Origin of the sequence: Brachybacterium nesterenkovii (assembly GCF_900163655.1) — a bacterium.
Classification (GTDB): domain Bacteria; phylum Actinomycetota; class Actinomycetes; order Actinomycetales; family Dermabacteraceae; genus Brachybacterium; species Brachybacterium nesterenkovii.
Genome location: NZ_FWFG01000068.1, coordinates 80,219 through 101,274, shown reverse-complemented (window position 1 = coordinate 101,274; position 21,056 = coordinate 80,219). Strand labels below are relative to the sequence as shown.

Genomic DNA, 21,056 nt, shown 5'->3' with positions numbered 1-21,056 from the left:
GACCCGGTCGCCCTTGGGCGGCCGGGTCGTCCGCGTCTAGGCTGGAAGCGCCGACCGGTACGAGGGGCCCGGGGCGATCGGACACGCCGCGGGGGTGCCGACGGCCGCCGGCACTGTGTCCAAGGGGATCACCACGATGTCGTACGCACCGCCGCCGCAGTTTTCCGGCTACCCGCAGCCCGGCTCTCCGCAGGGCGTCTACGGATACGGGTACGCTCCCCCGCCCCCGCGGCGCGGGATGATCCGCATCGTCCTGGGGATCCTCGGGCTCCTGGGCTCGATCCTCGTGCTGCTCGTGCTCCTGCTGATCTCCGGGATCATCGGGCGCGTGCGCAGCGGCCGCGGGCGCTGAGGAGCGCCTCAGGCGGACAGGCGCTGGGCGAGGCCTGCACGCACCGCGGGCCACTCGTCGGCGAGGATCGAGAAGTAGTCGACGTCAGCGATCGTGCCGTCGGCGGCGGGTCGGAAGCGGCGCAGCGTTCCCTCGAACGTCGCCCCGAGGCGGAGGATCGCCCGGTGCGAGCGCGCGTTGCGGGCGTCGCAGCGCAGGGCGACGCGGCCGACGTCGAGGTCCTCGAACGCGTGGCCGAGCAGCAGGAGCTTGCACGTCGGGTTGAGGTCGCTGCCCCACTGGTCGCGGGCGTAGATGGTGTTGCCGATCTCGACCTTGAGGGAGGGCACGAGGTCGTACAGCGTGGTGCGGCCGACGAGGCGCCCGTCGCGCTCGACGGCGAAGGCCAGCAGGGCGGGATGCTCGATCAGCTCGGCGAGGTGGGCGTGCATGGCCTCGTCGGTGTCCGGCAGCGGGGAGCTCATCCCCGCCCAGGACTCCTCGTCGACGATCGCGCGCAGGGCCGGGGCGTCCTCGGGCACCAGCGGGCGCAGGCGGATGGCCCCGCGCTGCAGGACGGTGTCGTGGTGCATCTGTCGGGTGCTCGGGACGGCGCTCAGAACGTGGAGACGACCTCGACGCGCTGGAACTCCTTGAGCTCCGTGTAGCCGGTGGTGGCCATCGCGTGGCGCAGGGCGCCGATGAGGTTGGTGGTGCCGTCGGCGGAGATGCCGGGGCCGAAGAGGATCTGCTCGAGCGGGGCCACGGCGCCGACCTCGACGCGATGTCCGCGCGGGAGCGTCGGGTGGTGGGCCTCGGAGCCCCAGTGGTAGCCGCGCCCGGGCGCGTCGGTGGCGCGGGCGAGGGCCGCGCCGACCATGAGGCCGTCGGCCCCGCAGGCGATGGCCTTGACGAGGTCGCCGCTGCGGCCCAGGCCGCCGTCGGCGATGACGTGCACGTAGCGGCCGCCGGACTCGTCCATGTAGTCGCGGCGGGCGGCGGCGACGTCGGCGATCGAGGTCGCCAGCGGCACGGAGATGCCGAGGGTCTCGCGCGTGGTGTAGGAGGCACCGCCGCCGAAGCCGACGAGCACGCCCGCCGCGCCCGTGCGCATGAGGTGCAGGGCGGCGGTGTAGGTGGCGCAGCCGCCGACGATGACGGGGACGTCGAGCTCGTAGATGAAGCGCTTGAGGTTCAGCGGCTCGCGGTTGCCGGAGACGTGCTCGGCCGAGACCGTGGTGCCGCGGATGAAGAACAGGTCCACGCCCGCGTCGACGACGGTCTTCCAGAACTCCTGCGTGCGCTGGGGCGATAGGGAGGCGGCGGCGGTGACGCCGGCCTCACGCAGCTGGCGGATGCGCGCGGTGATGAGCTCGGGCTGGATGGGGGCGCTGTAGACGTCGCGCAGCACGTCGACGACATCCGTGTCGGAGGCGTCGGCGATGCGGGCGAGCTGGGGCTCGGGATCCTCGTAGCGGGTCCACACGCCCTCGAGGTCGAGGACGCCGAGCCCACCGTAGCGGCCCAGCGCGATCGCGGTCTCGGGCGACATGAGCGAGTCCATGGGGGCCGCGCAGATCGGGATGTCGAAGTGGTAGGCGTCGACCTGCCAGGCCGTCGAGACGTCCTCGGGGTCGCGGGTGCGCCGCGAGGGCACCACCGCCACGTCGTCCAGGGAGTAGCCGCGGCGGCCACGCTTGTTGCGTCCGATCTCGATCTCGCTCATCACGCAGGCGAGTCTACCGACGAGAGGGCGCGCCCCGCCCCGAAGCGCGGGTCCCGGCCCGAAGCGCGCGCCCTGGCCCGTCAGAGCGGCCAGACGGTGGAGACGTCCGGGTTCTTCCCCTTGCGGCGCAGGAAGTCGTTGAAGTTCTCCGCCCAGTCGCGGTGCAGGCCGATCTGGCGCTGGTGCACCTCCGCGAGCGGCGCCTCCCCCAGCTCGCGGTGGCGCGCGACGATCCCCCGCAGCACGTCGAGGGTGGCCGAGACGTCCACGTCGGCGGTGTGCATGCGGCCGTCCTGCGTCACGTCGTACACGCCGCACAGGTCGGTGAGCGTGCGCTTGCCCTTGCGGAAGCGGTCGAGTCCGCGGTCCAGGACGAGCGGGTCGATCACGGGGGCGATGTCATGGCCCAGGCGCTCGGCGAGGGTGGGCAGGCCCAGCCGGGCCAGCTCGGCCCCGAGGATCTGCAGGTCGAAGCTCGCGTTGAAGGCGACGACGGGGATCGACCGCTCGAGCGCGTCGGCGAGCATCGCGGCGACCTCCTCAAGCGCCGCAGCGGGCTGCATGCCGTGCTCGCGGGCGTGCGCGGTGGTGATGCCGTGGACGGCGGCCGCCGCCTCGGGGATCTCGATCCCCGGGTCGATCAGCCAGGTCGCGACGGTCTCGGCCTCGCGACCGGGCCCGCGGGACAGCACGAGCGCGGCCGTGACGATGCGATCGCGCGTCACGTCGGTGCCGGTGGTCTCGGTGTCGAAGCCCAGCAGGGGGCCGTCGATCCAGCGGGTGGGCGCGCCGGGGGCGTCGGGGGTGGTCATGGCCCCACCCTACGGAGAAGCACCGACGAACGACGGACGGCTGTCGGGGAACTCCGCTGGCATGATGGTTCGTGATGCCGCGGGACGCGGCGTCCACGACCATGCCACCGGGCGTTGACCCCGGTGGGGACTCCGAGGGGGAGAGATGACCGATCCGTACGGAAGCGGCCGCAGCGGCGGGGGCTCGTGGGGCCAGCCGGCCCCGCAGGGCGGTGGACAGCAGGGCGCATGGGGGCAGGGCGTTCCGCAGGGGCAGGGCGCATATGCGGGAGGGGGCTACGGCGCCCCGGGCCCGTACGGCGGCCCCGGCGCCTACGGCGCACCACCCGTCAAGCGTCGCGGCATGGTGCGCATCGTCCTGGGCATCCTCGCGATCCTGGGCGGCATCGTCGGTGCGATCGGCGGGCTCTTCCTGGGCGGCATCCTGGGAGCCGGGATCGGCATGGTCGCCAACATCAGCGACATCCCGCCCGAGGACATCACGACGATCAGCAGCGGCCAGAGCGTGTCGGTCCCGAATGACGTCATCGCCCTCGTGGGGTCCACCGACCCTGCCGCGACCTGCACGGCCAGCGGGCCGGACATCGAGTCGGACAGCCAGTCCGGCGGGTTCACCTTCGAGAAGGACGGCCAGACCTACACCGTTTTCGCACAGGTGACCTCGACCAACGGGTCGACCGCCACCGTCACCTGCACCGGGAACGGCGAGGTCGCCGTGGCCGAGCTGGGACTGGACTCCGCGCTCGGAGGCCTGGGCATCGGCCTGCTCATCGGCATGGGCATACCGGTCCTCATCGGGATCCTGGGCCTGATCCTGCTGATCTCCGGCATCATCGGCCGCGTCCGCTCCGGCAAGGGGCAGTGAGTCCGATGCCGCGCCGAGGCATGGTGCGGATCGTCCTGGGGGTCGTCGGTCTGCTCATCGCCGTCCCCCTCGCCCTCGTCGGCGCGAAGCTCGGATACGGGATCGGGCAGTTCACGAGCATGACCGAGCCCGATGCCGCCGACATCACCGTGATCGAGCAGGGCGTCCCCACCCCCGTCCCGACCGGGGTGTACTTCGCCGGGACACCGCAGTGGATGGCGACGTGCGAGGTCGTCGGCGATCCTGCCGATGCCGTCACCTGGGTGCCCGGATCCTTCGAATTCGGCTACACCAAGGACGGCGTCCGGTACGGTGCCGCCGGGGAGCTCACCAGTACGTCGCCCGATGCCCGGGCGACCATCACGTGCACCGGAGGCGACCTGGCCCTCGCGCACATCCGGGAGGAGCCTGCACAAGTCGGGGCCGCGATCGGCATCGGCGTCGGGATCCTGTCGGGTCTCCTCGCGCTCGCCCTGCTTGTCTCCGGCAGCATCGGCCGCTCCCGCTCCGGCACGGGGCAGTGAAGCGGGCGAGGCGGTTGTGGGCGCGTCTCAGAGCCCGCCGACGCCCGCGACCAGCGCCGCGATGAACGCGACGGTCACCAGGACGGGGCCGGCCACCGCCACGACGATCGCAGCGATGCCGCTTCCCCTCCCCCGGTGCTGGGCGACGGCGCGGATCCCGAGCGCGAGGCCCGTCGCCCCGAGGGCCGACCACAGCAGCAGCGAGCCGCCGAGCCCCGCGGCGATCGCCTGGTACCAGCCGGGAGTATCGGCGAGAGTGCGGCCGTGCTCGGCCTCCATCGGCCCGATGGACACGCCCAGCACGGTCACGGCCAGCAGCGCGCCCGCCACGGCGATGAGCGCGAGGCCCAGGGCGCGACGACCGGCCGCGGGCGATGCCGACGGCGAAGCAGGGCGGGGATCCGCGGACGAGAGCAGGATCGTGTCGGAGGAGTCGAAGCGGGGAGTCTCGAGGGGGATGCTCATGCCCTCGACGCTACGGACCCCCGTCCGCGCGCAGAACGCGGATCGCCCGCCGCATCAGGTGGGGGTATCCCCCATGCCGCTCTGGTCATGGCTCTCCAGCTCCCCGCGCTCAGCTCCCCCGGACCCAGGCCCGCAGCGCCTGCGCGGTGAGGGTGTCCACCGACTCGTCCTCGACCATCTGCCGCGGCGTGCCCGCGAACACCACCCGGCCCCCCTCGTGCCCGGCCCCGGGACCCACGTCGATGAGGTGATCGGCCTGCGTCATCACCGCCAGCGAGTGCTCGATGACGATCACGGTCGACCCCGCATCCACGAGCGTGTGCAGCATCGTGGTGAGCGTGTCGATGTCCTGCAGGTGCAGGCCGGTCGTCGGCTCATCCAGCACGTAGGTCTGCGCGCCCGTGCCCATGCGCGCGGCGAGCTTGAGGCGCTGGCGCTCACCGCCCGAGAGCGTCGTGAGCGGCTGGCCCAGCCGCAGGTAGCCGAGCCCCACGTCGAGCAGGCGCCGCAGGACCCTCTTCTCCTTGGCGCCCGTGAACACGGCGGCGGCCTCGGCCACGGACATCTCGAGGACGTCGACGATGGTGCGTCCGTCGAGCGTGTGCTCGAGGACCTCGGGCTGGAAGCGCCGCCCGCCGCAGACCTCGCAGGGGATGGCGGTGCCGGCCATGAGACCGAGGTCGGTGTAGATGACGCCCGCGCCCTTGCACTCGGGGCAGGCGCCCTCGGAGTTGAAGGAGAACATCGCGGGCTTGACGCCGTTGGCCTTGGCGAAGGCGCTGCGGATCGGGTCGAGCAGGCCCGTGTACGTCGCGGGGTTCGAGCGGCGGGAGCCGGAGATCGCGCCCTGGTCGACGACGGTCACGCCCTCGCGGCCCTCGAGCGAGCCCTGGATCAGGGAGCTCTTGCCCGATCCCGCCACGCCGGTGACAACGGTCAGGACGCCCGTGGGGATGTCGACGTCGACATCGCGGAGGTTGTGGGCGCTCGCGCCGCGGACCTCGATCGCCCCCGTCGGCGTGCGGACGTCCTCTCGCAGGGTTCCGCGGCGCTCGAGCGAGCGGGCCGTGGGCGTGCCCGCCTCCCGCAGGCCTGCGAGGTCGCCGGTGAACAGCACGGTCCCGCCCTCGCTGCCCGCGCCGGGCCCCATGTCGACGAGCAGGTCGGCGATCTCCATGACCTCGGCCTTGTGCTCGACGACCAGCACGGTGTTGCCCTTGTCCCGCAGCTGCAGGAGCAGGTCGTTCATGCGGGTGATGTCGTGGGGGTGCAGGCCCGCGGTCGGCTCGTCGAAGATGTAGGTGACGTCGGTCAGCGGGCTGCCGAGGTGGCGGATCATCTTGATGCGCTGCGCCTCGCCGCCCGACAGGGTCCCGGACTCGCGGTCGAGCGAGAGGTAGCCCAGGCCGATGTCGATGATCGAGCGCAGCATCGCGGCGAGGTTCGCGATGAGCGGTGCGGCGGCGGGCTCGTCCAGCGCCTCGACCCACTCCAGCAGGTCGGTGACCTGCATGGCCGTGAGCTCCCAGATGCGCTTGCCGCCGACGGTCGCGGTGCGGGCGGCCTCCGCCAGGCGGGTGCCGTGGCACTCGGGGCACTGCCCGTGGGCGGCCCCGCGCGCCGCGTACTCCTGGATGTGCTTCTGCTGGGGCGGGTTGTTCGGGTCGAGGTAGGAGCGGCGGATGCGGCTCGCGAGCCCCTGGTAGGTGTAGTTGATGCCGGAGAACTTGATCTTCGTGGGCTCCTGGTCGATCAGCCAGGCCCGCTCCTGGGCCGTGTAGTCGCGCACCTTCTTGTCGGGGTCCAGGCGCCCGGTGTCGGCGTAGGCGCGCCACATCCAGGACCCGATGGGGTGGCCGGGCAGCAGGATCGCGCCCTCGTTGAGGGACTTGTCGGCATCGACCATGACGTCGATGTCGAGGGTCGAGGCGCGTCCGGTGCCCTCGCACTGCGGGCACATGCCGCCGACGATCTCGAACGTCGTCTTCTCCGCCTTCCCGCCCGCGGCGCGCAGGACGCCCGCGCCCTGTGCGGAGGCGACCGTGAACGCGAAGGCCTGGGAGGAGCCGACGTACGGGGTCGAGCAGCGGGAGAACAGGGTGCGCAACAGCGTGTAGGCGTCAGTCGCGGTGCCCACCGTGGAGCGTCCGGACGCGCCCATCGGGTTCTGGTCCACGAGGATCGCGGTGGTCAGGTTCGCGAGCTCGTCGACCTCCGGGCGCGGGGCCGACGGCATGAACGTCTGCACGAACGTCGAGTAGGTCTCGTTGATGAGGCGCTGGGACTCGGCGGCGACGGTGCCGAACACGAGAGAGGACTTGCCGGAGCCGGAGACGCCGGTGACGACGGTCAGGCGGCGCTTGGGCAGGTCGACGTCGACGGAGCGGAGGTTGTTCACGCGCGCTCCGCGCACGCGGATCACGTCATGCGCATCGGGCAGCGCGGCGGCGGGCGCGGACGTCTCGGCGGGTGCGCTGGGGGCGGCGGCTTCGGGCATGGCCACAGGGTACGGCCGGCCCCCGACATTCCCGGCGCCCGCTTGACGGCCCCGACCCGCCTGCCTCCCACCGCTGCGACGAGCGCCCGCCGTCCCCGGAGGGACGACGGGCGCTCGCGTCAGGAGACGGCGCCGCGCGAGGCGGCCGCCCGGATCAGCGGATCAGAACGGGCCGTCGATGTCGGAGACGCCGACGACCTTCTCGTTGACGAACTCGAGCAGGCCGAGGTCGATCAGCTCGCGTCCGTAGCCGGAGCGCTTGACGCCGCCGAAGGGGACGTCCGGGTACACGGCCGTGGGGTGGTTGATGTAGACCATGCCGGTGTCGAGGCGGCGGGCGATCCTCTTGCCGCGCTTGTGGTCGGAGGTGAACACCGAGCCGCCGAGGCCGTACGGCGAGGAGTTGGCGATGCGGATCGCGTCCTCCTCGTCCTTCGCGCGGAACAGGCTCGAGACGGGGCCGAAGAACTCGGAGTTCGCGGTCTCGGAGCCCACCTCGATGTCGGACATGATCGTCGGCCGGAAGAAAGAGCCCTGCGAGGGCACCTCGACGCCCGCGTCCTCGACCGTGACGCCCGCGGCACGGGCGGCCTCGACCTGCTCGCGCAGCTGATCGGCCGCGCTCTGCGAGGACAGCGGCGCCAGCGTCGTGGCCGGGTCCATCGGGTCGCCGGGCTTGAGGTCCTTGACCTTCGCCCTGTACTTCTCGACGAACTCGTCGTACACGGCATCGACGATGATCATGCGCTTGGACGAGCAGCACACCTGGCCGCCGTTCCAGTGGCGCCCGAACACCGCCCAGTCGACCGTCTTGTCGATCTCGGCATCCTCGAGGACGATGAACGCGTCCGCGCCGCCCAGCTCGAGCGTGGACTTCTTGAGGTTCTTCCCGGCGATCGAGGCGATCACCGCGCCCGCGCCTTCGGAGCCCGTGAGCGCGACGCCGCGCACGCGGGGGTCGGCGAGGATCTGCTCGGCCGCGTCATGGGAGGCGAACACGTTGACCAGCAGGCCCTCGGGGGCGCCCGCCTCGCGGAACAGCGCCTCCATCTTCAGCGCCCACTGCGGCACGTTCGAGGCGTGCTTGAGGACGATCGAGTTGCCGGCCGCGAACTGCGGGGCGCCGATGCGGATCACCTGGTAGTAGGGGAAGTTCCACGGCTCGACCGCGAACAGGACGCCCTGGGGCTCCTTGACGACCTGGAGATCGCCCTCGCCGTAGCCGGGGACGGACAGCGTGCGCGGGGCCAGCTGCGCCTCCGCGTTCTCGACGTAGTAGCGCAGGATGCCCACGCACAGCTTGACCTCGAGCTCGGCCTCGCCGATGAGCTTGCCCATCTCGAGGGTGAGGGTCTCGGCGTAGCCGCGGACGTCGGCCTCGAGCAGGTCGGCGGCCTTGGCCAGCACCGGCAGGCGCTCGGCCAGCGGCGTGTCCCGCCAGGTCTGGAAGGCCTCATCGGCCTTGGCGATCGCGGCGTCGATCTCCGCCTCGGTCGCGGTGTCGAAGGTCTTGACGGTCTCGCCGGTGTACGGGTTGGTGGTCGCGTATCCCATGATCAGCTCCTTCTGCACGGCCGCGCCTCCTCGTCGAGCGCGCGGGATCCACTGTCCGTGGGGCCGATCAGTGGACGTGAGGGGCCTCACACGACACCTCTCACCATAGTCCCGGCCCCTGGGAGCGAGGAAGGCACCGGCGCCTGTCAGTCGACGCGGCCGGGTGCAGTGCGCGTCGCGAGCCAGCGACGATGCGCGTCGACGGTCCGCAGGTACGGGATCGAGCGCTCGGGATCGAGGCTCGGCACGCCCTCGCCGCGCAGGATCGACCAGCGCGGATCAGAGGCGAGGACGGGGAGCGACTCCCCGTCGACGAGGCGGACGATCACGCGGCCGCACGTCCGGCGACGGCGATCGACATCGATCCGCGCGACGTCGCCCCAGTCGCAGCGGCGTGCGATGGCACCGTTGCGCACGGTGACGCCCGAGGCCGTCACCTCCAGCAGCGGACGCCCCACGACCCACAGCAGAGCGCAGGAGCCGACCAGCAGGAGCACGGCCAGCACGAGCGGGATGAGCATCCCTCGCTCGCCCGAGATCAGCACGAGACCCAGGAGCAGCACGCCCGGTCCCAGGACCAGGGAGACCGCACCGATCCCGATCAGCGCGGGCGTGACCCGCGGAGCGCGGTACAGGACGACGGGCGTCTCGAGCATGCGGGCAGCGCTCCTCATGACGACAGGGATCGACAGGGCGGATCCAGCGGAATGCTATCCGGCCCTCGGCCGCTGGTCCGGCCATGGGGAGTTCTCCCCACTGCGATCGGGCCGGACCCGATCTACGATCCTCCCATCTCCGACGAACCATGACAGGGGTTTCCACCGTGACGTTCTTGGGCGCAGACACGCAGCAGCTCCGTGAGACGGCGACGACCATGGCGCAGCGGGCGCAGGAGATCGACGCGCTGCGCACCGCTCTGCGCGGCGCGGTCGACGGCATCGCATGGACCGGCCCCGATGCCGATGCGTTCCGCGCGCGAGCGCATCGGGTGCTCGACTCCCGCGCACCGCAGACCGTCCAGCGGATCAGCGAGCTGGCGCAGATGCTCCAGCAGGAGGCGGAGGAGCAGGACACGACCTCGGACACCGATGGCGAGGGGTCGACCGGCCCCGATCGGACTCCCCCGCTGCCGACTCCGCCCGTCCCGCCGAGGCCTCCGATCCCCCCGCAGCGCGACCGCTCGAGCGACGGCTTCTGGGGCGATCTCCTGGGCGGGCCCGAGTCCGGCTACCTCGGCTCGATGGCGTGGAACGGCGTCAGCGTCATCTCCGATGTGGCCGGGCTCGTCGGCATCGGGGCCCCCGACGCCGTCAATGCCGCATTGGACTTCGTCTCGTTGTCCACCGGTCTGTACGACGCGGCCCAGTCCTTCCAGGACGGCGAGCTGTACAACACAGCCGATGGCCTCGTCACGGCCAGCGTCAACGGAGCGGATATCGCCTTCACGGCGCTCCAGAACTCCGGGGTTCCCCCCGCGGTGGCCGTCGGCACGGTGGGCAGCCTCGTCACCGGTGCTCTCGATGCCGGCTGGTCCGGTCTGACGATGCTCGCCCAGACGGCAGGTCTCGACGGAGGCCCCGGCAACGGCTCCACGAGCCGGTTCCTGCTGGAGATGCCGTCCTGGAGCATCGATCATGGGATCGAGGCCGTGACCGGCATCGACCTGCCGATCCACGAGACCACGCAGAGCGTGCTCGACGGCGCTGAGGACATCTACGGCGCAGGCACCCGCGCCGTCCGCAGCGTCCTCCCGATCGACCCCGCCCTCGACGGCGTCCAGGACGTCGTGTCCTACGGCGCCGAGCACTGGTGGCCGGGGCTGGAGGAGAAGGCCAAGGGCGTCAACGACGTCATCCGCTCCATCCTGCCCGGCTGATCCCTGCGGCCCGGGACAGGGCCTCAGCGCAGCGGCCGTCGTGCCTCAGCTCGCGCCGACGATCTCTCGCACGAGCGCGGTCAGCCCTCCGCTGCCGGTTAGGACGGCTTCGACGCGTGCCGGATCGCTCCCCTCGCCCTCCTCCGGCCGCATCACGAGGGCTGCATCGCGCCCGATCCTGATGCCGATGCGCTCGATCTCGTCCACGCCCTTCTCCGCCAGGTCGATCGCCAGCTCACGCGTGTCGGGGGCGATATGCGCCGCGACATCCTGGCGCGCCAGGATCTCGTCGACAGCGCCTGTCCCCGTCGCGCAGGTGCCGTCGATCCCCACGAGCTCCTCGACGCCTCGAGGCGCGCACAGCTCCAGCAGGAGGAGGTCCGCGACGGCGTCGGGCGGACACATCTGGAAGTGGTGGATGCCCTCCGGTGAGATCTGCTCCGTCATGAGCGTCCCGTCGGCATCGACGTGGACGACCACGGCACCACCGCGGGGCGCCGTCGGTTCGTGCACGGTGATCGTGCGGGGCGACAGGGCGCGGCGCGCCAGCACCCCGAGCACGAGCATGGACGGGACGACGCGCCGGGGATCGCCGTCGACGTCGCGCTCCTCGATCCGTGCGACGACGGCCTCGGGCGCCAGCGCCCCCTGGGCGACGAGTGCACGGACGGCGCTCGCGCGCAGCAGGCCAGCGTGCACGCGACGACCGGGGTCATCGAGCCAGGGCGTCCGCAAGCCGTCTGGCTGCTCCGAGCCGAGCAGCGCCTCGAGCTGCTCGTCCGTGAGGGAGCACAGCATCGCTGCGCGCTCGCGCCCGTGCCGGGCCAGCGCTCCGGCGGCGGCGACGGCGCGCTCGGCACCGGGCAGGTCGGGGCGATCGGGGACGTGCTCGGCGGCGGTCATGCCCTCATGCTAGTGACGATGCCCACCCGTCGGAGCCGCCCCGGGTCACCGCGCCGAGTAGTTCGGCGCCTCCATGATCGCGGCGAGATCGTGCGGGTGGGACTCCTTGAGACCGGCCGCGGTGATGCGCACGAAGCGGCCCCTGTCCTTGAGCTCCGGCACGGTCTGCGCGCCGACGTAGAACATGGACTGGTGCAGGCCGCCGGTGAGCTGGTGGATCACGCTGCCCAGCGGGCCGCGGTAGGCGACGCGCCCCTCGATGCCCTCGGGGACGATCTTGTCGTCGCTGGTGACGTCCGCCTGGAAGTAGCGGTCCTTCGAGAAGGACTTCTTGCCGCGGGAGGCCATCGCGCCGAGCGAGCCCATGCCGCGGTAGGACTTGTACTGCTTGCCGTTGACGAGGACGACCTCGCCGGGCGACTCCTCGGTGCCCGCGAGCAAGGAGCCGACCATGACGGTGTCGGCGCCCGCGACGAGGGCCTTGGCGATGTCGCCCGAGTACTGCAGGCCGCCGTCGCCGATCAGCGGGACGCCCGCGGGGCCGCAGGCCTTGGAGGCCTCGTGGATCGCGGTGACCTGCGGGACGCCGACGCCGGCGACCACGCGGGTGGTGCAGATCGAGCCGGGGCCCACGCCCACCTTCACGGCGTCCGCGCCCGCGTCGACGAGGGCCTGGGCGCCCGCCTGCGTGGCGACGTTGCCGCCGATGATCTGGACCTCGCGGAACCCGGGGTCCTTCTTGAGGGTGCGGATCATCTCGAGCGCCAGGCGCGCGTGGCCGTTGGCGGTGTCGACGACGAGCACGTCCGCGCCCGCGTCGCGCAGGGCGCCCGCGCGCTCGAGGGAGTCGCCGAAGAAGCCGACGCCCGCGCCCACCAGCAGACGGCCCTGGCCGTCCTTCGAGGCGTGCGGGAACTGCTCGGACTTCACGAAGTCCTTGACGGTGATGAGGCCGGTGAGGCGGCCCTCGGCGTCGACTAGCGGCAGGCGCTCGCGCTTGTTGCGGCGCAGCAGCGAGGTCGCCTCCTCGGGGGTGACGTCCTCCGGCGCGGTGAACAGCTCGGTGGTCATGACGTCGCCGACGCGGGTCGTGGCCCATTCGGCCACGGGGATGAAGCGCAGGTCGCGGTTGGTGCAGATGCCCTGCAGACGGTTGTCGGCATCGACCACGGGCAGGCCGGAGACGCGGAACTGGCCGCACAGGGAGTCGAAGTCCTCGAGCGTGGCGTCGGCGGTGATCGTCACGGGGTTGGTGATGCGACCGGTCTGGGTGCGTTTGACGAGGTCGACCTGATGGGCCTGGTCCTCGATCGAGAGGTTGCGGTGCAGGATCCCGATGCCGCCGTGGCGGGCCATCGCGATGGCCATGCGGGACTCGGTGACGGTGTCCATCGCGGCCGAGGCCAGGGGGATGCGCAGGGAGATCTCGCGGGTCAGACGCGCGGTCGTGTCCACCTCCGAGGGGATCACGTCCGTCTCCCCCGGCAGGAGCAGGACATCGTCATAGGTCAGGCCGACAAAACCGAAGGGATCCGCGCTCATGCGTCGATGGTAGTCGGATGCGAGGGGCCGGAGGGAGCCGCGACCGTGAGGCATCGCGCACGGCGTCTCCGCGTGCGCGCACGGCGGGAGGCGCGGGCTGTCAGCGGGGCTGGGCCACCCGGCGCCAGGTCGAGGAGGTCGCGAGGTGGGCGAGCGCGAGGCCGAAGCCCGCCGCGAGGATCACCTGCAGGGCCTCCTGGGCGAGCATGAGCGCGCCGTTCATATCGCCCGAGTTCATGAGCGCGAAGGCCGTGTACAGCGTGAAGCCGGGGATCATGATGACGACCGCGGGCACCGAGATGGTGGTGCGCGGGATGTGGGTGCGCCGCGCCACCAGGTAGGCGAGGAGGCCGACGAGGACGGTGGCCCCGAGGGTCGCGAGCTGCGCCGGGGCGCCGGTGTGGGTCATCGTGAAGCGCAGGGAGTTGGCGACGAGCGAGACCCCGGCGGCGCCGAGGGCGATCTTCAGCGGCGAGTTGAAGATGATCGCGAAGCCGAGCACGCCGACGAAGGTCGCGACCGCCCGCAGGGCGAGCTCGAGGGGGAAGGGCATGGTGGTCGCGGACGAGGCGGCGGGCTCGAGCCCGGCGACGACGCCGACGGTCCAGACGGAGGCCGCCGCGGCCAGCACGATCATCGCCGAGTACGTGAGGCGGGCGATGCCGGCGCTGAAGTCGGAGCGGACGATGTCGAGGATGCCGGTGATCATCGGGAAGCCGGGCACGAGGAACAGGACGGCCGCGAGGTAGCCGCCCTGGTGGCCGGGCCCCAGGGCGCCGAGCGCGGTGGGGATGCCGACGGCGAGCGCGTACACGGCGCTGGTGAGGGTCGCGGCGATGACCGTGACCAGCAGGTGGTTCCAGTGCCGGTGCTGCAGGACGCGGCGGAGGGCCTGGCCGATGGTCGCCGCGAGGAGCACGCAGGCCATCTCGACGAGGCCGCCGTGGTTGAGGAAGGAGAACGCGGCGCAGGCGAGACCCGCCGCGAGCGCGTTGACGACGGCGCCGTAGAGCGGGGGCCGGGCGGCGATCATGACGAGGCGCTCGAAGATCTCCGTCGCGTCGACCCGTTCGGGAAGCATCTCGACCATGCGGTGGATGCGGGCGATGTGGTCGACGTTGACGCCGACGTGGTCGGGCTGGGTGATGCGGGTGCGGTAGCGGCCGTTGAGCGTGGCCGTTGCCGTGATGTCGGTGAACGAGACGATCGAGATGAAGGAGTCCAGGCCCAGGGCCTTGGCGACGATCGCCATGGCCGTCTTCACGCGGAAGGAGGCCATGCCGCCCGCGAGGAGCGCCGCGCCGACGGCCGCGGCGGCCTCCGAGCGCACCGTGAGGGAGTCGGGGACGCCGATCGGGCTGGTGGCGGTGGCGGGGTCCGGCTCGCGGTGCATGCTCTGAGGCTAGCGCCCCGGCTCCCTGCCGCCGAGCACGCGGCGGGCGCGGTCGAAGTCGCGCTGGAAGGCGGCGCGGTCATCGGCGTACTCCTCGCGCCAGGGCATCCCGACGCGGCGGGCCAGCTCGCGGTTGGCCGCGGCGTGGCGTTCGCGCCGCTCACGGGCCACGAGGACGGGCCGCGGGGGCGCGGGGGCGAGGCCCGCGGCGTCCTGCAGGGCGCGCAGGCCGTCGAAGGCGGCGTCGTCCCAGCCGATGTGCCCGACGCCCCACTGCTCGACGTCCTCGGCGTCGGCGTGCGCGGCCGCGGCGGCATCCGGTCCCCCGGGGTAGAGGCCGATGAGGGCGCTCGCGTCGCGGTCCGCGTCCCCGACGGCCCAGACGACGTCGGCGACGGGGCGGGCGGGCGAGGGCCGTCCGGGGCCGCGGCGCCGGCGCACCGTGCCCTCGGCCGGGTCGAGCAGGACGATGCGTCGGGTCAGCGCCATGGGGACGAGCGCCCACCCTGCCAGCAGCGCCCACAGCGCGAGGTAGGCGAGGACGCCCTGGGCCCAGGTGGAGGCGAGCAGCCAGGACGGCGCGAGGGTGCGGATGCCGTCGATCAGGAGCAGCTGCTGCAGACCGGCGGTGCCCAGCGGGGCGAGGATGAGGGAGATGATCGGCAGGCCGATTCCGGCCAGCGGGCCCCAACGGGACAGGACCGAGGGGCCGACGAGGATCTCGCCGCGGCGGGTGCGGCGCGGCTGCGGCGCGGGCGGGGAGGCAGACGGGGGCTGTGGCTCGGGCTGTGGCTGGGGCTTATCGTCGGTCATGACGCGCTCCCCGTCGGTGTCCCGAGGTCCATCCGCCGACCGGACCGGAGCGCGCGCTCCTGCCCGGTCACCGGGTCGGTGAAGGCGAGGGCGAGGGCGAGCAGCTGGAGGTCTCCCCCGCTCTCGGCCTCGGGACGGACGCGCGGGTACAGGTCGTCGCCCAGGATCGGGGTGCCGAGATCGGCGAGCTGGGCGCGCAGCTGGTGGGTGCGCCCGGTGCGCGGATGCAGCGCGAGCAGCGCCTGACCGCCGGAGACGCCGAGCACCTCGATGTCCGTGACGGCGTTGGGCTCGCCGGGGACGGTGCGGGTGCGCAGGTCCCCGCGCTCGCGCACGAGGCGGGTGGCGAGCGTGCGCCGCTCCCCTGGCCGCGGCAGCCAGGGCCGCTGTGTGCTGGGAACGACGCCGCCGACGGCCACACGGGCCCGGTACTCCTTGGCGACCTCGCCACGGGCGAACAGCTGCTGGTAGGCGGAGCGCTCCTCGGGGCGGACGCCGAAGGCCAGCACTCCGGCGGTGCGGCGGTCCAGGCGGTGCAGGGGCACGAGACCCGCGATCCCGGTGGCGCGGCGCAGGCGCACCAAGGCGCTCGCGAGGACATGCGTCCCGCGCGGCGTGGTCGCCATCCCCGCGGGCTTGTCGATCACCAGCAGGTGCTCGTCGTGCAGGAGGATCGGCAGCTCGACATCCTCGACGTCCTCGGGGGCGAGCTCGCGGTGGAACCAGATCTCCTCGCCCGCGCGGGGCCGGTCGTCGGCGCTCCAGGCAGTGCCGTCCGCACGGAGCATGTCGCCCCGGGCCAGACGCTCACCGAGGTCCGTCGCGGCCGGATCGGCCAGCGGCGGGAAGCGGTGCAGGAGGACGTTCGCGACGGTCGGTACGCACACCTCGGCATCCCCGTTCGCATCGACCGCACCAGAATCAACCGCGTCCGCATGGACCGCACCCGCCTCGCGCAGCAGCGCGGCATCCACGCGCAGGCGCACGGGGTCCAGCCCTTCGCGCTGCGGCAGCGGGGGCACGATCGCGCGGCGCCGGGCCGAGGCGCGCGCGGCCCGTCCTGCGCCCATCGCCGGGGCCGCGCTCGCCCCCGCGCCCATCGCCGGGGCCGCGCTCGCCCCCGCACCCGCCGCCGGGGCCGTGCTCACAGCCCCCATGCGAGGAACGCGAGCACGTTGTGGGCGATGTAGCCGAGCACGACGACCGCGATCACGAGTCCCGGGTGCAGCTCCGTGAGCGCGAGCCCGCGACGGACGCGACGGCGCAGGTCACGGGGCGTCAGCTGGTCGTAGACCTCGACCCCGACGCCGGCGAGACGCGCCCGTTCGAGCAGGGCGTGCTGGGCGGCGGCCCCGAACAGCCGACCCGAGAGCGAGACGCGGCTGCGGCCGCTCGCATCGAGCACGTAGAGCCCCTCGACGAGAGCCTGGCGATCGCGGATGTCGGTGGTGCCCGTGGGACGACGGGTGATGTCGCGGACGGCCACGATGCAGTCCACGTCGCTCCAGCGCAGGGTGGTCGTCCGGCGCACGAGGCCGTTCAGGGAGAAGCCGTCCTCGTCGATCCGCAGCCAGGAGGTCACGACCCGCACCAGCACGAGCACGCCGAGGGCCGCGAGGAGCAGCCAGATCGCGATCGGCGCGGTGAACCAGAGGTCGTGGAACATGCGGGGGTCGCTCCACAGGCGCTTGCCGGCGAAGGTCGTCAGCACCAGAAACTCCAGGACGATCACGCCGGTGATCATGGCGATGACGGCCGCGATCACGGCGGAGCGCATCGGCCCGTACACGCGCGTGGGCTCGCCGGGATCCACCCGGTCGGGGCCGTGCGCGGGCGTGGGCAACGCGTCCTCCTCCTGCGCCGCGTGCTCCGCGATGCGCTCCTCCATCCTAGGCGGGGGCGGAGGGCATCCCTGGGGCCGTCCGTCCGCACGGTCGAGCCTCGTCTGCGCCCTGGGCAGCCACGCCCCCGTCGAGCGCCATGCTGCGACTCAGATGCGCCCTGGGCAGCCACATCCCCGTCGAGCACCATGCTGCGACTCAGATGCGCGCTGGAATGAGTCGGAACCTGACGTTCGATGCTCATCCACCGGTGGGGACCGACGACGGCGCCCCCGCCCTGGCCGAAGCCGGAGCGGGGGCGCCGCGGGCAGTGCGAGGGAGGCCGGGCGCTCCCGGCCTCAGAGGAGGATCAGTCCTCCTCCTCGTCCTTCTTGTCGACCACGAGGGTCTCGGTGGTCAGCACGAGGGCCGCGATCGAGGCCGCGTTGCGCAGGGCGCTGCGGGTGACCTTGACGGGGTCGATGATCCCGGCGTCGACCATGTCGACGTACTCGCCGGTGGCCGCGTTCAGGCCGGTGCCGACCTGTGCCTCCTTGACCTTCTCGACCACGACGTAGCCCTCGTAGCCCGCGTTCTCGGCGATCCAGCGCAGCGGCTCGACGACGGCCTTGGCCACGGCGCGCACGCCGATGGCCTCGTCGCCGGACCTGCCGAGGTCGTCGGAGAGCACGGAGGCCGCCTGGACGATGGCGGAGCCGCCACCGGCCACGATGCCCTCCTCGATGGCTGCACGGGTCGCGGAGACCGCGTCCTCGATGCGCATCTTCTTCTCCTTGGCCTCGACCTCGGTGTGCGCGCCGACCTTGATCACGGAGACGCCGCCCGACAGCTTCGCGAGGCGCTCCTGGAGCTTCTCGCGGTCCCAGTCGGAGTCGGTCGCCGCGATCTCGGAGCGGATCTGCGCGACGCGGTCGGACACGGCCTCGTCGTCGCCGGCGCCGCCCACGATGGTGGTCGAGTCCTTGGTGACGACGATGCGGTGCGCGGTGCCGAGGACCTCGAGGCCCACGGTCTTGAGGTCCAGGCCGAGGTCGGGGGTGACGACCTGGGCGCCGGTGAGCACCGCGATGTCCTGCAGCATGGCCTTGCGGCGGTCGCCGAAGGCGGGAGCCTTGACGGCCGCGCCCTTGAAGGTGCCGCGGATCTTGTTGACCACGAGGGTCGACAGGGCCTCGCCGTCGATGTCCTCGGCGATGATCATGAGCGGCTTGCCGGACTCGATGACCTTCTCGAGGATCGGCAGCAGGTCCTGGACGGACGAGATCTTGCCCTGGTTGAGCAGCACGTACGTGTCCTCGAGGACGGCCTCCTGGCGGTCCGCGTCGGTCACGAAGTAGGGCGAGATGAAGCCCTTGTCGAACTGCATGCCCTCGGTGAAGTCGAGAGAGGTGTCGGCCGTCGAGGAGTCCTCGACGGTGATGACGCCGTCCTTGCCGACCTTGTCGAAGGCCTCGGCCAGCAGCTCGCCGATCTCGCGGTCCTGGGAGGAGACGGCGGCGACGGCCGCGATCTGCTCCTTGGTGTCGATGTCGATTGCGATCTCGCCGAGCTTCTCGGACACGGCCTCGACGGCCGCCTCCATGCCGCGCTTGAGGCCGACCGGGGCCGCGCCCGAGGCGACGTTGCGCAGCCCCTCGTGGACGAGGGCCTGGGCCAGGACGGTGGCGGTGGTGGTGCCGTCGCCCGCGACGTCGTTGGTCTTGGTCGCGACCTCCTTGGCGAGCTGGGCGCCGAGGTTCTCGTAGGAGTCCTCGAGCTCGATCTCGCGCGCGATGGTCACGCCGTCGTTGGTGATGGTGGGGGCGCCCCACTTCTTGTCGAGGACGACGTTGCGGCCCATGGGGCCGAGCGTCACCTTCACGGTGTTCGCAAGGCGGTCGACGCCCCGCTCGAGGGCGCGGCGCGCGTCCTCGTCGTAGATGATCTCTTTGGCCATAGGTATCAGTCCGTCACTTCTCGATGACGGCGAGGATGTCGCGCGAGCCGAGGATCAGGTAGTCCTGGCCGCCGTAGGACAGCTCGGTGCCGCCATACTTGGAGAACACGACCTTGTCGCCGAGCTTGACGTCCATGGGGATGCGCTGGCCCTTGTCGTCGAAGCGGCCCTCGCCGACGGCGACGACCTCGCCCTCCTGGGGCTTCTCCTTGGCGGTGTCCGGGATGACCAGGCCGGAGGCGGTGGTCTGCTCCGCCTCGACGACCTGGATGACGACGCGATCCTCGAGGGGCTTGATGGAGACCGACATGCGGCTCACTCCTTCGTGTTCGGTGGACTCGATTGAGTTCGGTGGGGCGGACCGGATGCCGATCGTCGTCGCGGTGCCGACCGGTGGGGTCCTGCGCGGCAGCATCTGGCACTCTGTGCCGTCGACTGCCAACACGGGCCACTGTAGGACCGTCTCTGGCACTCGTGCAAGGCGAGTGCTAATCGACCGTCACGCCGTTCACCGAGGGCTGATCCGGACCCCTGCCGCGCTCCCCGCCCCGCTGGCCGCGGCGATCCGCGCGCCGATCCGCGCGGCGACCGATCGCGACGCCGATCGCATGGGCGAGGCCCGCGAGCAGCAGGCAGACGAGGACGAGGGCTGCGCGGGCGATCGGGGCGGACTCGGACGGCAGGTAGGTCCTCCACCACACATGGCTGAGGTCGGTCGCCAGGGCACCGAGCGTCCCGCCGGCCAGCAGGAGCAGGGCGAGGATGGCGAGGCTCGGCCTGCGCCGGGCCTCGGGGCGCGGGAGCGCCGCGCAGCGGGCGCGCACGATCGACACCGCCAGCGCCGCGGGCGGCGCCCACGGGAAGATCCATGACGCCGGGACGGGAAGGGCGTCGCGCACCACGTCCGAGAGGCCGCCGAGCGACGGGACGAAGGTGACGACCAGGCGGGCGACGACGCCGAGCACGAGCAGTGCGGATACCAGGATCCCGAGGTCGTCGACCTGGAGGCGCGCCGGGGCATCGGTCGCCCCGTGCCGCGGGGGTCCGGCGACGGGTTCGTCCGCACGGGCCGTCTCGCCCACCGCGTCGCGCTCCACCTCGCGCGCCAGGTGATCGCGCTCGCTCGTGCTCAACCCCATCAGATCGATCTCGACGCCGTCGGGCACGAGGCGGATCACGGGCAGCGGGCCGAGGCCGCCCGACCGCTCGATGAGGAAGCGCCCGTGCCCCCAGGACTTCTTCCACGAGCGCCATCCCGTCGGCCGCGGCTCGGTCGACCCCTCTCCCGAGTCCGGGTCCTCCGACCCGCTCCCGTCCGAGCTCCCCTCGCCGTCGCGCAGCATCGCGAGACCCCCGCCCACGAGGGCCATGAGCGCGGGGGCGCTCGTGACCTTCGTGATCCGCTGGAGGGTGGGGCGGGGCATGTCCCGGAGCACGCCGACGATCCGCCTCAGCTCGCCGGTGCTCGGCGCCGCGGGCTCGACGGCGGGGTCCGCCAGGAGCAGCTCGAGCTGGGCCGCGATCTCGTCAGCGTCCATCGTGCGCCAGGCCCCGTCGCGGTAGAACGCCTCGAGCCGATCGAGCGACCGCCTGAGCTTCTCGGCATCCAGGCCCACGAGTTCCGTGCGGATGCGCCGGGCGCGCAGGCTCTCGAGGACCTCCCGGAGCAGCGGCACGACGATCGGCACCGCCCGATCGACCATGTCCTGCACGCGCTCCGGTGCGAGCGGGATGAGCTCGCCGTCCGGATCCTCTCCGCCCTCGAGGGCCCTCACCTCGTCCAGGAGCGGTCGCAGCTGGCCGAGCGGCCGGATGGTCTCGGGGAGCACGCCGAGAGCGTTCAGCAGCTGCCCGGCGGCCACCCAGACGAACGTCGGGTCCTCGATCCAGGAGAGCCCCGCGACGACGCTGTCGCTCTGCTCCACGAACGCGGTCCAGAGCGCTTCCTCCCCGTCCTCGTCCTCCGACCCCGCACGCC

General features: G+C 72.3%; 20 protein-coding genes. 4 read left to right on the top strand and 16 right to left on the bottom strand.

The genetic code is table 11. From position 1 onward, the window contains the following. Window positions 1-136 precede the first annotated feature (136 nt). Window positions 137-352: a hypothetical protein gene (locus tag FM110_RS08130; RefSeq protein ID WP_143276336.1), complete on the top strand. Its 216-nt coding sequence runs from the start codon at window positions 137-139 to the stop codon at window positions 350-352. A gap of 8 nt (window positions 353-360) precedes the next feature. Here FM110_RS08130 and FM110_RS08125 read toward each other — a convergent pair whose 3' ends face one another. The 3 genes from FM110_RS08125 to FM110_RS08115 all read right to left on the bottom strand — a co-directional run bounded on the left by FM110_RS08125 (window position 361) and on the right by FM110_RS08115 (window position 2,869). Next, window positions 361-924 carry a GNAT family N-acetyltransferase gene (locus tag FM110_RS08125; RefSeq protein WP_087104259.1) on the bottom strand — a complete coding sequence of 188 codons (564 nt, stop codon included), beginning with the start codon at window positions 922-924 and terminating at the stop codon, window positions 361-363. A gap of 23 nt (window positions 925-947) precedes the next feature. After that, the gene (locus FM110_RS08120) at window positions 948-2,057 is read right to left on the bottom strand and encodes a GuaB3 family IMP dehydrogenase-related protein (protein WP_087104258.1); all 1,110 of its coding nucleotides are present in this window, start codon (window positions 2,055-2,057) and stop codon (window positions 948-950) included. 80 nt (window positions 2,058-2,137) lie between these two features. Then, window positions 2,138-2,869 (bottom strand): exonuclease domain-containing protein, encoded by a 732-nt coding sequence (locus FM110_RS08115; protein WP_087104257.1) that lies wholly within the window; start codon window positions 2,867-2,869, stop codon window positions 2,138-2,140. 145 nt (window positions 2,870-3,014) lie between these two features. On the opposite strand from FM110_RS08115, the gene FM110_RS08110 reads away from it, so the two are divergent. Together FM110_RS08110 and FM110_RS08105 are read left to right on the top strand one after the other, a co-directional pair. Next, entirely contained in the window at window positions 3,015-3,734 is a 720-nt protein-coding gene (locus FM110_RS08110; protein ID WP_143276334.1) for a hypothetical protein, read from the top strand. Window positions 3,735-3,754: 20 nt separating this feature from the next. Then, window positions 3,755-4,258, top strand: coding sequence for a hypothetical protein (locus FM110_RS08105; RefSeq protein ID WP_087104255.1), 504 nt, complete (start codon window positions 3,755-3,757; stop codon window positions 4,256-4,258). 27 nt (window positions 4,259-4,285) lie between these two features. On the opposite strand, the gene FM110_RS08100 is transcribed toward FM110_RS08105, so the two are convergent. The 4 genes from FM110_RS08100 to FM110_RS08085 form a co-directional block, all read right to left on the bottom strand. After that, the gene (locus tag FM110_RS08100) at window positions 4,286-4,723 is read right to left on the bottom strand and encodes a hypothetical protein (RefSeq protein WP_087104254.1); all 438 of its coding nucleotides are present in this window, start codon (window positions 4,721-4,723) and stop codon (window positions 4,286-4,288) included. 109 nt (window positions 4,724-4,832) lie between these two features. Then, window positions 4,833-7,220 (bottom strand): ATP-binding cassette domain-containing protein, encoded by a 2,388-nt coding sequence (locus tag FM110_RS08095; protein WP_087104253.1) that lies wholly within the window; start codon window positions 7,218-7,220, stop codon window positions 4,833-4,835. Window positions 7,221-7,382: 162 nt separating this feature from the next. Next, window positions 7,383-8,792, bottom strand: coding sequence for an NAD-dependent succinate-semialdehyde dehydrogenase (locus FM110_RS08090; protein ID WP_200810198.1), 1,410 nt, complete (start codon window positions 8,790-8,792; stop codon window positions 7,383-7,385). 128 nt (window positions 8,793-8,920) lie between these two features. Continuing rightward, complete coding sequence (locus FM110_RS08085; protein ID WP_159458016.1) at window positions 8,921-9,430, bottom strand: PH domain-containing protein; 510 nt, start codon at window positions 9,428-9,430, stop codon at window positions 8,921-8,923. A 176-nt stretch (window positions 9,431-9,606) separates the two neighbouring features. Here FM110_RS08085 and FM110_RS08080 point away from each other — a divergent pair, with 176 nt between their 5' ends. Further along, the gene (locus tag FM110_RS08080) at window positions 9,607-10,650 is read left to right on the top strand and encodes a WXG100 family type VII secretion target (protein WP_143276333.1); all 1,044 of its coding nucleotides are present in this window, start codon (window positions 9,607-9,609) and stop codon (window positions 10,648-10,650) included. 45 nt (window positions 10,651-10,695) lie between these two features. On the opposite strand, the gene FM110_RS08075 is transcribed toward FM110_RS08080, so the two are convergent. The 9 genes from FM110_RS08075 to FM110_RS08035 all read right to left on the bottom strand — a co-directional run bounded on the left by FM110_RS08075 (window position 10,696) and on the right by FM110_RS08035 (window position 21,003). Beyond that, on the bottom strand, window positions 10,696-11,553 hold the full coding sequence (locus FM110_RS08075; RefSeq protein ID WP_087104250.1) for a hypothetical protein: 858 nt from the start codon (window positions 11,551-11,553) through the stop codon (window positions 10,696-10,698). A 45-nt stretch (window positions 11,554-11,598) separates the two neighbouring features. Next, the gene (guaB, locus tag FM110_RS08070; RefSeq protein WP_087104329.1) at window positions 11,599-13,095 is read right to left on the bottom strand and encodes an IMP dehydrogenase; all 1,497 of its coding nucleotides are present in this window, start codon (window positions 13,093-13,095) and stop codon (window positions 11,599-11,601) included. Between the two features lie 100 nt (window positions 13,096-13,195). Further along, a complete protein-coding gene (locus FM110_RS08065; protein WP_087104249.1) occupies window positions 13,196-14,488 on the bottom strand; it encodes a threonine/serine exporter family protein in 1,293 nt (430 codons plus the stop codon). Window positions 14,489-14,497: 9 nt separating this feature from the next. Next, window positions 14,498-15,301, bottom strand: coding sequence for a hypothetical protein (locus FM110_RS08060; protein ID WP_087104248.1), 804 nt, complete (start codon window positions 15,299-15,301; stop codon window positions 14,498-14,500). After that, entirely contained in the window at window positions 15,298-16,449 is a 1,152-nt protein-coding gene (locus FM110_RS08055; RefSeq protein ID WP_234992060.1) for a pseudouridine synthase, read from the bottom strand. The genes FM110_RS08060 and FM110_RS08055 overlap by 4 nt, the downstream gene beginning before the upstream one ends. After that, window positions 16,446-17,144: a hypothetical protein gene (locus tag FM110_RS08050; protein WP_143276332.1), complete on the bottom strand. Its 699-nt coding sequence runs from the start codon at window positions 17,142-17,144 to the stop codon at window positions 16,446-16,448. Before FM110_RS08050 ends, FM110_RS08055 begins: the two co-directional genes overlap by 4 nt. A gap of 347 nt (window positions 17,145-17,491) precedes the next feature. After that, the gene (groL, locus tag FM110_RS08045) at window positions 17,492-19,078 is read right to left on the bottom strand and encodes a chaperonin GroEL (protein WP_087104246.1); all 1,587 of its coding nucleotides are present in this window, start codon (window positions 19,076-19,078) and stop codon (window positions 17,492-17,494) included. A gap of 13 nt (window positions 19,079-19,091) precedes the next feature. Beyond that, a complete protein-coding gene (groES, locus tag FM110_RS08040; RefSeq protein WP_087104245.1) occupies window positions 19,092-19,388 on the bottom strand; it encodes a co-chaperone GroES in 297 nt (98 codons plus the stop codon). A gap of 178 nt (window positions 19,389-19,566) precedes the next feature. Next, entirely contained in the window at window positions 19,567-21,003 is a 1,437-nt protein-coding gene (locus FM110_RS08035) for a hypothetical protein (RefSeq protein ID WP_143276331.1), read from the bottom strand. Window positions 21,004-21,056 lie beyond the last annotated feature (53 nt).